The 12,427-nt window shown below is 40.9% G+C and carries 10 protein-coding genes and 1 tRNA gene; 2 read left to right on the top strand and 9 right to left on the bottom strand.

All coding sequences use genetic code 11. The features are described 5' to 3' along the window. Nucleotides 1-217 precede the first annotated feature (217 nt). From ACFGVS_RS00460 to rpmH, 6 genes are all read right to left on the bottom strand, one after another. Nucleotides 218-304 (bottom strand) — tRNA-Ser (locus ACFGVS_RS00460). An 81-nt stretch (nucleotides 305-385) separates the two neighbouring features. After that, nucleotides 386-2,455, bottom strand: coding sequence for an HD family phosphohydrolase (locus ACFGVS_RS00455; RefSeq protein ID WP_439696981.1), 2,070 nt, complete (start codon nucleotides 2,453-2,455; stop codon nucleotides 386-388). A 108-nt stretch (nucleotides 2,456-2,563) separates the two neighbouring features. Continuing rightward, the gene (gene tsaB / locus ACFGVS_RS00450) at nucleotides 2,564-3,259 is read right to left on the bottom strand and encodes a tRNA (adenosine(37)-N6)-threonylcarbamoyltransferase complex dimerization subunit type 1 TsaB (protein ID WP_439696980.1); all 696 of its coding nucleotides are present in this window, start codon (nucleotides 3,257-3,259) and stop codon (nucleotides 2,564-2,566) included. Nucleotides 3,260-3,406: 147 nt separating this feature from the next. Beyond that, nucleotides 3,407-3,649 carry a membrane protein insertion efficiency factor YidD gene (gene yidD / locus ACFGVS_RS00445; protein WP_439696979.1) on the bottom strand — a complete coding sequence of 81 codons (243 nt, stop codon included), beginning with the start codon at nucleotides 3,647-3,649 and terminating at the stop codon, nucleotides 3,407-3,409. Further along, the gene (rnpA, locus tag ACFGVS_RS00440; RefSeq protein WP_090652949.1) at nucleotides 3,646-4,047 is read right to left on the bottom strand and encodes a ribonuclease P protein component; all 402 of its coding nucleotides are present in this window, start codon (nucleotides 4,045-4,047) and stop codon (nucleotides 3,646-3,648) included. The genes yidD and rnpA overlap by 4 nt, the downstream gene beginning before the upstream one ends. 78 nt (nucleotides 4,048-4,125) lie before the next feature. After that, nucleotides 4,126-4,284, bottom strand: a complete 159-nt coding sequence (rpmH, locus tag ACFGVS_RS00435; RefSeq protein ID WP_076375290.1) for a 50S ribosomal protein L34 — start codon at nucleotides 4,282-4,284, stop codon at nucleotides 4,126-4,128. Nucleotides 4,285-4,418: 134 nt separating this feature from the next. On the opposite strand from rpmH, the gene ACFGVS_RS00430 reads away from it, so the two are divergent. Next, complete coding sequence (locus tag ACFGVS_RS00430) at nucleotides 4,419-5,297, top strand: ChaN family lipoprotein (RefSeq protein ID WP_439696978.1); 879 nt, start codon at nucleotides 4,419-4,421, stop codon at nucleotides 5,295-5,297. Nucleotides 5,298-5,362: 65 nt separating this feature from the next. Here the strand turns inward: ACFGVS_RS00430 and mscL are convergent, their stop codons facing one another. Further along, a complete protein-coding gene (gene mscL, locus ACFGVS_RS00425; protein WP_439696977.1) occupies nucleotides 5,363-5,782 on the bottom strand; it encodes a large-conductance mechanosensitive channel protein MscL in 420 nt (139 codons plus the stop codon). Between the two features lie 140 nt (nucleotides 5,783-5,922). Here mscL and rpoN point away from each other — a divergent pair, with 140 nt between their 5' ends. Beyond that, complete coding sequence (rpoN, locus tag ACFGVS_RS00420; protein WP_090652946.1) at nucleotides 5,923-7,398, top strand: RNA polymerase factor sigma-54; 1,476 nt, start codon at nucleotides 5,923-5,925, stop codon at nucleotides 7,396-7,398. A gap of 157 nt (nucleotides 7,399-7,555) precedes the next feature. On the opposite strand, the gene ACFGVS_RS00415 is transcribed toward rpoN, so the two are convergent. Further along, nucleotides 7,556-8,572 carry a PorP/SprF family type IX secretion system membrane protein gene (locus tag ACFGVS_RS00415; RefSeq protein WP_274208721.1) on the bottom strand — a complete coding sequence of 339 codons (1,017 nt, stop codon included), beginning with the start codon at nucleotides 8,570-8,572 and terminating at the stop codon, nucleotides 7,556-7,558. Between the two features lie 243 nt (nucleotides 8,573-8,815). Beyond that, nucleotides 8,816-12,403, bottom strand: a complete 3,588-nt coding sequence (locus tag ACFGVS_RS00410) for a PKD domain-containing protein (protein ID WP_439696976.1) — start codon at nucleotides 12,401-12,403, stop codon at nucleotides 8,816-8,818. Between the last annotated feature and the right edge of the window lie 24 nt (nucleotides 12,404-12,427).

The following is a 12,427-nucleotide window of genomic DNA, read 5'->3' as shown; positions in this document are numbered from 1 at the left end:
AATACAGCTACAGGAAGTCAAGATGTTCACCTCATGTACAACTTGATAATCAATAAGTTACGCGACCATTCGTGGCAATTTCCAAAAAATAATTTTTGCCACGATTTTGCCACAAACTTTTGGGCATTTTTGGTGTTTTTTGGACAACTGATAAAAAAAAGAAAGCCTGTAAATCAATGATTTACAGGCTTTTGTTCATTTTTGATGACATAGGTTGCGGTGAGGGAGGGATTCGAACCCTCGGTACAGTTTCCCGTACGTCAGTTTAGCAAACTGATCCTTTCGGCCTCTCAGGCACCTCACCAGTATTTTTAAACTTGTCCCTCGTTTTCGGGATTGCAAATATAGCAATTCATGTTTCCCATCAAAAAAAAAGTTCGGATTTTTAATAATCTATCCGCACATGGTAAATACTCATAAGCATACGCTTGAATATTTCTTTGATGGTTTCGATATCTTTCAGGGTTATATTACTGTCTTTCAACTGGTTCTGGTCAAGCTTGTATTTTACAATCCTATCAACCAAAACACTTATCGATTCTTCATCGGGCTCTTTTAATGAGCGCGATGCGGCTTCAACCGAGTCGGCAAGCATCAAAACACCAGCTTCTTTGGAGAAAGGGATAGGCCCGGGGTACCTAAAAATGTTTTCGTTGATGAATTTCTCCGGAAAATTCTTCAACGACGACTGGTAAAAATAGTCGACCCGGGTATTACCATGATGGGTACGGATAAAATCAATAATAACTTCGGGCAGGTTGGCTTTGCGGGCCATTTCAATCCCTTTGCTTACGTGGCGTATAATTACCTGTGCACTTTCTTCATAAGGCAGCTTATCATGCGGATTAAAGCCCGAACTTTGATTTTCAATAAAAAACAGCGGGTTCTCCATTTTACCAATATCATGATACAAAGCCCCTGCCCTAACTAATAAAGCATTGCCACCGATACTATAAATAGCATTCTCGGCCAAATTGGCTACCTGTAACGAGTGCTGGAACGTACCAGGCGCTGTAAAGGCCAGTTCACGCAGTAAAGGCGCGTTGGTATTAGTAAGCTCGATGAGCGTAATATCCGACGTGAGGGAAAATATCTTCTCAAATATATAAATCATTGGGTAAGCCAGCAAAGTGAGCAGTACGCTTACCACAAAGGGCAAAAAATCCATCCAGTCAATTTCAAAGAAGGTACCTTCCCTGATAAACGAAATGCCCAGGAACGCCACGAAATAGGTAAATACGATTATCCCGGCAGAAACCAGGAACTGCTCGCGCCGGATTAGGTTTTTGATACTGTAGATAGATACCATCCCGGCGGTTATTTCATAATAAGCAAACTCAAAGCTATTGGGCACAAAAAATCCTGCTATTAAAACCACCAGTAAATGAATGTTGAGCGCCAAACGTGTATCAAACAAAATACGGATGATGATTGGTACAATACAATAAGGAATGTAATACAAATTTACAGGGAACTGGAATTTAATTGCGGCCGACAAAGTAGCCAGCATAGCAGTTATTACAAGCAATATTAAGCCCACCAGCCGGTTATCGGCATAAATATCCTTACGAAACAGGTATAGGAATATCATAAGCAACGATATGGCTATTGATACCAATAAAAATTGTCCCAGCAGCACCAGTACGTGGTTACCATTAACACGGGCATTATTTTCAAAAGCTTTTTTGTACGATTCAAGTTTCTGATAAACATCATCGTTAATAATCGAGCCTTTATAAACTATCACCTCTCCTTTTTGTACCATTCCACGGGTGATAGAAAGGCCGTCGTACACTTCTTTTTCCAGCCTCGTGGTTAGGTTATCGTCGTAGCTTAAGTTGTTCTGTATCCGGTTTTGCAGCAGATCGAGCATGAAAGCCCTGTCAATATCGGTTCGTTTACTTAATACCTTATCACAATAAGCCAGCGCGCTTTCTTTGGTAAAAAGAGCATTGGTATTTTTTTCTGTAGCTACGTTTTTATTTAAAATGGTAATAGGGTAGTTATTTGCGTGGCGCAAATATTTATCATTGAGCTTTAAAATACCGATGTTATATAAGTTTGTTAATAAAGCTACGCCCGCATCAATATATTTTGACTTAAGTTTATCGTTAATACCGGCATTGTGCCACTTGATTTCCAAATCGGTTTTAAAGCCTTCTATCTGTTGATCGCCTGCGGCGGCATCAAGCTGATATACGGGGGTGATGCTTTCATAGGCGGTTTTCTTTTCGTTGTCAATTTCCTGGGGAGTTTTCAGAATAGCAAAATTATAGGGCGATACCAGGTCTTTTTGGTTCCAGATGCGCCCTTTTTCGTATTCATAACTAAACTTTGCCTGTTTTGGTAAAAAGAAAACGATAAGGCAGATGCTCATCAGCATCATCAAAAACTTAACGTTGCGGGCATATTTGCGCATTAAGGCTTTTTGCCGCGAGGTAGATAGTTTTGCCATTTATTTAATTAACCGCTCAAAAATAATATAAGTTTCTGTTATAAACGGCAAAGAGTCGATAATCGGGGCCAAGAGCATGATATTTAGGTTGGCCTGTGTTTTTGGCTCTTAACTCTTACTTTTTTTCCCCGCTATAAAATCCTTCAGATAATAAGGTTCAAAATAGGCTACATCTTCAAAATCTTTATCAGCAAATTTTTCGACCGCCTTTTGGGTAAGATACGTTGCGGAGTTTTCGAAATTGTGTAAAAAGCTGGCGTTAGGATTGCCGCCTAAAATAGCTTCACATTTATCTGCGCCATCGCCAAAAAAAAGAACCCGGTTATCTTTTAACAAATCGGCAAAACTGTTTTCGTCAATAATTTCAGCAGCTGTATCTTTAAGTTTTTCGCCTGCAATATTAAACACACTGCAATAAACCTCCATTCTGCGGGCATCAATCATAGGGCACAGCAATGTGTTTTCATTAATGGGTATTGTATTATCATTAATTACACCATAAGCCATCGCCTCCAAAGTTTCGATAGCTATAAGCGGTTTATCAAGCGCGAAGCAAAGCCCCTTTGCTGTAGATACCCCAATACGCAAACCTGTGTATGAGCCAGGACCGCAACTTACCGCAATTGCGTCCAGGTCGCGGTAATTAAAATTACCGCCGGTTATAAGTTCTTCGGTAAATAAAGTAATTACTTCGGCGTGTTTATTACGCTCATTTACCTGTTTAAAATCCAAAACCTTACCATCAGCAGCTAATGCTACTGAGCATGATGTTGTTGCAGTTTCTATTTGTAAAATAAGGCCCATTTGTGAGTTGCGAGTTGTGAGTTGTGAGTTGTGAGTTGTGAGTTGAAAAATTCAATCACCACCGCTCTTTACAAAACAAAAAAATCAAACCTTTTAAGCTTAGGGCCAGGCAAAACTCAAAACCCATCACTCAAAACTTAAAACTAATTAAGGTACCGGATCATGTCCATGCCCTCCCCAGGGGTTACAGCTGGCGATTCGTTTAATAGTTAGCCATCCGCCTTTGAAGGCCCCATGTTTCCTGATAGCCTCTACCCCATATTGCGAGCATGTTGGGGTATACCTGCACGAAGCACCCGTCATCGGCGAAATAAAATACTGGTATACTTTTATCAATGCAATAAAAATATAGCCTACAAGCTGTTTAAACAATGTTACCAGTGCCATCATACCGTTGTAGTATTAGCAGCAGTTACCTGTTCTGCCAGTTGGGCAAGCATCTTCAGCATCTTTTTTTCCATGACACTGTAGGGCTCAATTGTTTTACCAATATAACCTACCGATAGTACAATGGTTTTATCGGCTGTTTGCAGCAAATTGTATAGGTTTTGTTGTTTGTGCAGCCGGTAGCTTTCGCGCATATAGCGCTTTATTAAATTACGGTCGACAGCGTGCTTATAACGCTTTTTGGACACCGAAAATAATATTTGGGCAGGATATTGTTGTGGTTGGGTATGATATAACCACGAGGCTTTAAAAGGATAACACAAAAAAGAAGAGCCGCTATGAAAAAGCTTATCAATAAGCCTTTTATTACATAACCGTTCTTCTTTTTTAAAAGTATACATAGTTGCTTATCTGGATCCGGGATTTAAGCAGACAATCGGTATCCATTGGCTGGCTTAATGCCCACCAGCGCAACCGGTTTATGCTTTATGACGACCCTCGTCAGAAACTGATAATCTTTTTCTGCCTTTAGCTCTTCTGGCTGCTAATATTCTCCTGCCGTTAGCAGTTGACATGCGTTCACGGAATCCGTGTTTATTTCTTCTTTTTCTTTGAGAAGGCTGAAACGTTCTTTTCATAACTATTTTATTGTATTCGTCGTTTTAAAAACAAGAGCGCAAATGTAGTAATATTTTAAAACATTTCAAACACTATTTTTCTTATTTGTTGCTCTATATTTATTGCTGTAAATTAAGCGTTTTAAAACCACAATATGAAACTATCTATCCTGCTACTTATCATTTGCTTACCTTTTGTTGCATTAAGTCAGGCTACTCCGGTCATTCATTATAAAATATTCAGTACTGCAACCCAAAAACCGGCAACAGTTGCCGATATTATTAATAACATGGCTAAAGCCGATGTGCTTTTTTTTGGCGAAGAACACAATGATTCTACCGGGCACCTGCTGGAACTTGAGCTTTTTAAGCAGCTGGCGCAACAATATCCCGGCAAAACGGCCTTATCGATGGAAATGTTTACCACCGATTGCCAACTGGTGTTAAATGAATACCTGAATGGCTTCATTCGCGAAAAAAATCTGGTGAGCGATGCACGTACCTGGCCCAATTATAAAGATTACCGCCCCCTGGTTGAGCAGGCCAAACAAAGCCAAATACCTGTAGTAGCAGCAAACGCCCCATCGCGTTATACCAACATGGTAACACGCAATGGTTTAAACAGCCTGCAGCAACTTGATGCACAAGCCAGGGGCTACCTTCCTCCCCTGCCTATTGATACCGCTACGGGCCCCTATTACGATAAATTTGTAAAGATAATGGGCGGCCACGCAGCGATGGCAGGAATGCAAATTTATCAATCGCAAAATCTTTGGGATGCAACCATGGGCTGGTCAATAGCACAGTTTTATAAAAAACATACCGACTTTAAAATCATGCAAATTAACGGCGGCTTTCACAGCGAAGAAAAAATGGGTGCTGTTGCCCAGTTAAAAAAGTACGCACCAAAAGCACGTGTTATCACCATAGGCGCCTATGCGGATGAAAGTTTTGATAACCCCGACTGGGCCAAGTTCAGTAAACTGGCAGATTATATTATCCTCACAGACGCCAAATTGCCAAAGAGTTTTTAGGCCATAGCCAATGGTTCATGGATTAACACCAAAGCTGCTATCCATGAACTATCAGCTATCGAACATTAAGATTTCCGGGCTGCTAACAGATCTCTGATTTCAGTAAGTAAAACTTCTTCTTTTGTCGGGGTGGGTTCGGGCGCGGGAACAGCTTCTGGTTCGGGCGACCGTTTAATGGCATTGATTGTTTTTACAATAAGAAAAATACAAAATGCTACTATTAAAAACTCAATGGTGATGTTAATAAAATTACCAATATTAACAGCTACATCAGGTATTTTTTTTTCGGCATCGCCATGCTTCAGCAATATCTTGATATCTTTAAAATCCACACCTCCCGTAGCAAGGCCGATTGGCGGCATAATAATATCAGTTACCAGCGAGGTAACTATTTTACCGAAAGCGGCGCCAATAATAACGCCCACTGCAAGGTCAATAACGTTGCCACGCAGGGCAAACTCCTTAAATTCTTTAATTACGGCCATGATATTGATTTTTGGTTAAGATTATTTAACACACTAACCAAACAAAAGTTTTTATTTAACATTTATCATCATTATTCCATTTACGGTAAGTTATTTTAAAGTTCACGGTAATTGATGTATTTTTGAACACGTCTTAAACTATGCTAAAACAGAACCTTCAACAAAAACTTTTACAAAAGCTATCGCCACAGCAAATACAATTTATAAAATTGCTGCAGGTGCCTACCGTATCTCTGGATACCCGAATTAAAGAAGAACTGGAAGAAAACCCTGCACTTGAAGACCTGAGCTTAACAAATTTGAATGAGCCCGTTGAAGAATATCCAGACCGCGACCCTGACGAAGACACCTTTAACGGTGATGAAGAAAAGGGGGAAATGGATGAATTTAATATAGACGATTATTTGCAGGATGACAACGTAAATGACTATGGATCGCGCTATGACCAAAACGGAGACGATGAGGATGAGCGAAAAGAAATCCCGATTGCTGTACAAAGCTCGTTCTTTGAAAGCCTGCAACTACAGCTTGACCTATTACCGCTAAGTGATAAGGATTTCAGGATAGGCAAACAGATCATTGGCAGCCTTGATGATGATGGATATCTACGTCGTCCTATCATGTCACTTACCGACGACCTGGCCTTTTCCCAAAATGTAATGGCCGAAGATGAAGAAGTTGAAGACATGTTAAAGGTGATTCAAAACTTTGATCCGGCCGGTGTAGGCGCACGTAGCCTGCAGGAATGCCTGCTCATCCAGCTTCGCAAAAAAGATCCTAATGATCCTATCATAAAAAAAGCGATCATCGTTGTCGAGCAATATCTTGACGAGTTTACCCGCAAACATTACGATAAGCTGGAAAAATCGCTAAATATGGATTCGGACGAGTTGCGTGGTGTTATTAACGAGATTTTGAAACTTAACCCTAAGCCGGGCGATAGTAATGAAATTAACACCAAACAGATGCAGGTGATTCCTGATTTTCACATCACCAACAACGATGGTGTACTGATACTCACCTTAAACTCCAAAAATGCTCCTGAATTACGTGTTAGCCGGTCATACCAGGAAATGTTTCAGCATTATGATAAGGCATCGCAAAAGGATAAAAAACTAAAGGAAGCAGTACAATTTGTAAAACAAAAGCTCGACTCGGCCAAATGGTTTATTGATGCTATTAAACAGCGTCAGCAAACATTGTTAAAAACAATGAATGCCATCATGCAGTACCAATATGAGTTTTTCCTTACCGGCGATGACAAAAACCTGAAGCCTATGATCCTGAAGGATATTGCCGACAGGATAAACATGGACATCAGTACCGTATCGCGTGTGGCCAACTCTAAATACGTTCAAACGGAGTTTGGTACTTTTTTGTTAAAATCCTTCTTCTCAGAAGCAATCCAAACTGAAAGCGGCGAAGAGGTATCTAATAAAGAGGTTAAAAAAATATTGGAAGAGCACATTGGCAAAGAAGACAAACGCCACCCACTTGCCGATGAAAAACTGACCGATATATTAAAAGATGCCGGTTATAACATAGCCCGCCGCACCGTAGCCAAATACCGCGAGCAAATGAATATCCCTGTTGCAAGGTTACGCAGGGAATTGTAGACAGATTTCAGATGTGCAGATTTCAAATGTGCAGATGAAATATTTGAGGATTAAATTATAAAGCTATAAAATAGAAAATGCCCTGATTGAATTCAATCGGGGCATTTTATTTATAACGAAGTCCAATCTGCACATTTGAAATCTGCCCATCTGAAATCTAAAACGTATGCTGCGGGCAGGTAACTTTATAGCGGTTATTAAGGAGGATTCCGATGACAATTTCATGCGATCCGTTACTTACGGTGTTTAGGGCCGAGGTGGTAAAATCATAAGAGTAACCAACATTTATAAACGAGCTGAGGTTAAAACCAACCATAGCCGCAAAAGAATCGTTGCGGCGGTATGAGCCGCCTAACCAAAATTTGTCCTGGAACGATACTTTCATGTTTACATCAAAAGTAGTAGGCACCGGCTTTATTACTTTAACCAATACCGAGGGGATAAGTGTAACATCATCAGACAAAAACAGCTTGGTGCCCGCCGTAAAGAAGTAATGCGGCACTGTTTTGTTTAATGATGATGACCCGGTTACATACAGGCTTTGCGGCAATATTTGTTGCACAGATACTCCAAAAAAGTAATCAGAAGCGTAAGCCCAAACTCCAAAAGCCAAATCGGGTTTCCACTGATTAGTGTTTAGGTTGGCCAAAATTGGATCAGAATCATCTACCCCACCAAAATGAAGTGCAGCTCGATCGAGCACGTTGTGGCTCACCCCTGCCGATACACCAACCGCCAGGTTTAACCTATCGGTAAGGCCTAAATGATATGCATAAGTAGCATCGATAGTTGTTTGGCTTATGGGCCCTGTTTTATCAGAAACAAGCGTTAAGCCAATACCATGATGGGGCTCCGCAGCCTGGTACTGTTGGGTATACAATCTGCTTGAGGGATTAAGCCCACCACTTGCGGGGAAGGCCGTCGCATCCCCCTGTACAAACCTGTCGCCGATAGGCGCATTGATACTTAAATAGCCGGTTGTGGGTGCCCCCTCCAAACCAGTCCATTGGCTACGGTAGCCTGCTTTAACATCGGTATAATTTTCGATGCCGGTTAAGGCTGGATTTAACAGGTAATTATTAAAAATATATTGGGTGTATTGAGGCTTTTGCTGCGCATACGCAAAATGTACACCTGCAATAAAAAAAACAATAGCGTAAAAAATTCTCTTCATCAATTTATCTTATGATGGCTACAAAAACCCTAATAACATTCCGTCCGGTTTAGGCTTCATTATTCAACAACACGTTGCCGGTGACAAACCAGATCCATTCTGTTAGCCGTTACGGAGTGCATTGTAACCAATTGACGAATATAATCTTTCTCTGTATCTATTACATATTCTATCGATAGAATTTATTAAAATATCGATGTTTTAATAATTAATGCCGTTTTATGTAATCTACAAAACCATTAATTATCTCATAATAGTAACACTTCCGGATACAATTCCGCGCCCGTTTTTAGGGTTGATAATGTAATAATAGGTGCCGGGCGAAAGGTAATTCCCGTTATATCTGCCATCCCATGGAACTGGATAGCCAACTGATGAAAATAGTTTTTGGCCATACCTGTTATAAACTGCTACGGTATTATCGGGATAATCATTTAAATATTTAACATCCCAAACATCATTTCGTCCATCTCCGTTAGGTGTAAATGCATTTGGAATTACCAGGTATTTTAAAACCTTCACCGTAACATCTGCCGAACTTGAGCACCCTTCTGCAGATGTTACCGTTAAACGGTAACCCGTAGTTTCTTTAGGGCTTGCTATAGGGTTCAATACATCATCATGATCAAGGCCAATTGAAGGGTACCATTTATAACTAAGGTTATGGCCGGCTGCTGATGCTTTTAACGTAATCGCTGCACCCTCAAGCATCGTTACTGCCCCCTCTGAAGTTACAATTGGCGAAGGGGATACCACAATTTGTTGGCTCACAGTATCAGGACAACTATTTGCAGTTGTATATACATAGTTTATATTGACAGTGCCTACACCAGCCACAGCCGGGTTAAATAAGCCGTTTAAACTTACTCCACTGCCGTAATATGAGCCGCTGCCAGGCTGGCCTACTATACTTAAAGGAGCAAGCTGTATAGCGGTAGCCTCGGGACAAATTGGTGGCACTGCCGCTAAAGTAATAATGTGGGTAGCTTTTACAACTAAGGGAAATTCCTGAATATTGGCACAAACACCCCCGGAATAAGCAGCAACATGCACATTAAAAGTACGGTCGCCATCGGTAAATATGGGGTAAGTATAGCGTAACTGCTGCCCGTAAACCGGGTGTTCATAAACCCTCAATGATGAGGCATCTGCCATATCAAAAGTAACCTCCAACCGGGTTATGTTACCAAAATTAACTGTCGACCGGTTTTCAAAAAAGGCCTCCTTGTTGCTGCATATTGCCGAGGGATCTTTTAACACCACGTTTGCTTTAGGAATATCGCCGTTAACTACAAAAGTTTTGGTTTGGGTGTATGTGCAGCCATATTTTGAAGTAATTGTTAAACTCACCTGGTAATCATCGCGGGCCTCGGTATAATGATGTCGCGGATTTTTTTCGGCAGATGTGTTGTTGGCGGCAATGGCGTTAATATCACCAAAATCCCAGTGGTAAATAAAATCGGCTTCTGTATGGTCGGCTACCATGCTACTATCTTTAAATTGAACATAGTCGGCAACGCAGGCGTCTGGCAGAACAAAATCTACAACGGGAAGCAGGCTTATTACTACGGCCTTTTGTTTAACCAACCCGGCGCAACCATTGGCATTTATTACGGTTAATTTTGCAATATAAGTACCTGCAGCCTGGTAAACGTGTGCAATGGGCGATTTATCTGTTTTAGTTATCACGGCAGTACTATCTCCAAAATCCCATATCCATTTTGATATTGTGCCATCAGCGGTTACAGACCGATCTGTAAAACTTACATCCTGCTTAGGACAACCTGAAGCAGCAACGTCAAAATTTGCTACAGGCAAATTGCTGATACTAACTTTTGAAGCCTCCGATATATCGGTACAGCCATTTTCATTGGTAATAGTAAGCCTGACTGTATATTCTCCGGCCTTTTTATAAAAATGTGATGGGTTTTGCACCACATCCGTGTATCCGTCGCCAAAATCCCATAACCATGTTTTAATTTCGCGGCCGTTGGTTACCGATGTATCTCTAAAAAAAGTGGTATCGCCCAAACATGCTCCCGAAAAGTTAAATTTTGAAACAGGCGGATCAGAGATATTAAAGTCAAGCTCGACATCCTCGTCCGAACCGCATTCATCAGCAACCGGGTTAAATACCGTTGCTAATATAGAGTAATCGCCTGCATTATAAACCGCATCGGCTGCATACTCATATAAATACAAAGTTTGCCCGCCCTTTACCGAAGTTGATTTTACAACCGGGTTGCTATCATCGTATACGATGCCATTTTTAAAATCCCACTTGATGTGCGTTGTTTTGTAGGGCAGGGTTAATTGTATTTTGTAGGTTACGCCAGAGCAGCCGTTCAATGTAGTAGTATTGGTTTTAGGATCATCCAAAGCAATAAACCGGGTTAGGTTTTTCAAGTTGGTGCCCGCAGCATAGCCGTATGATTCGGCGTTACCAAAGCCGTAGGCAATGGCGTTAAATCCGTCGGACGCGCTTATATGATGAACCCCGTTGTAAACATATATCTGGGCATATGAATAAACCGGATTATTGCTTACGGGGGTAAATTCAGTATACGGTTTACCGTCGAGCGCAAAGGTGGGCACGGCAGCAGTTTTTATAATTACATTAATATAGTTATTTGCTATCCTGAAATTACCGGTTGAATTTAAGGTGACATGATCAAGCGTTTGTTCAAGCGGATTAAGATAAATCATTTCGGGATCGCCGATATCAAGTGCGGTATCAATGCAGTTAATTGTTTTAAATTGTGTTACCGCATACTGCACAACCTGCACAGGTTTATCAGCTTTAATAACATTAGGGCTGGTTGAATTAAACTCGTAATAACGTCCGTTTACAAAATCCGACGGTGAAAGATTAGCGCCGTTTAGGTTTACGGTTGTGTTAGGATCGCTTTTAACAATCCTGAAAACATCATAATAGCGGCTTTTTAAGGGTGCAGTGATATAATTTTTACCCCAGGCAGCGGTGGGATAAACCTGTTGGAAAAGGTTGTCAGATGTATTGTTTTTGGTTAAACAACCGATAAGTATTTTTGAGCTCCCCGAAAAAACGGCAACTTTTTTACATGATCCGGCCTGGGTACTTATGGTGCGGATACGTGTACCTGTTAAATCGTCATTTGCCAGGCCCTGGTACACCTGGCCTTTGTTTAAATTTACAGTAAAAGGCTTGCCCGGCGGCTCGCCATTAAGCAGGTATGTGGTTGGTGTTATTTCTACGGTAGTATTATCTTCAGTTCCAATAACTGCAAATGTGGAATAAGATGGTTTTTTTTCGGTGCTAAGGGAATTGGATTGCTGGGTGTAATTGATAGAAAGATAATCTTTGCCAAGCACATTTACAGGCAACAAAAGGGTGGCGCCCGAAACACTTTGAGCGAAAATATGGGCATAAACAGCAACCGGCTTTTGTGATGTGATATGAATACCTTTTAAGCTCAGACCTTGCTGGTCAATAAAAGCGCTTCCCGGTATTTCTACCGTAAGTATTTGCCTCGCCACTACATCGTAACTTTCAGAAAAAGTGCCATCGGCAATAGCAACAGTTACCCTGGTATTTACATCGGCGGTAATATAAAGGTCCATTTTACTCACGTTGCCCCTGGGATCGCTTGTGGTAGGTGGATCGATATGATCCATATAAACCGTCCAAAATTCGGTCCCCTGGTTCGAGAAACCATTTTGCGCCTTTGCACCTGAATTAAAAAATATTAAAAAAACGAAAATGGATATAAGATTTATCAGTTGAGATTTGAGCCTTTTACCCTTTGCTTTATGCAAACAATCATACAAATTAAATTTGCAAATCGTTTTCATATCATATTAGCTTTGAAACGTAAG

It is taken from the genome of Mucilaginibacter sediminis (assembly GCF_051903035.1).
Taxonomy (GTDB): Bacteria; Bacteroidota; Bacteroidia; order Sphingobacteriales; family Sphingobacteriaceae; genus Mucilaginibacter.
The sequence above is the reverse complement of the archived record's forward strand: the minus strand, read 5'-3'. Positions and strand labels throughout refer to the sequence as shown.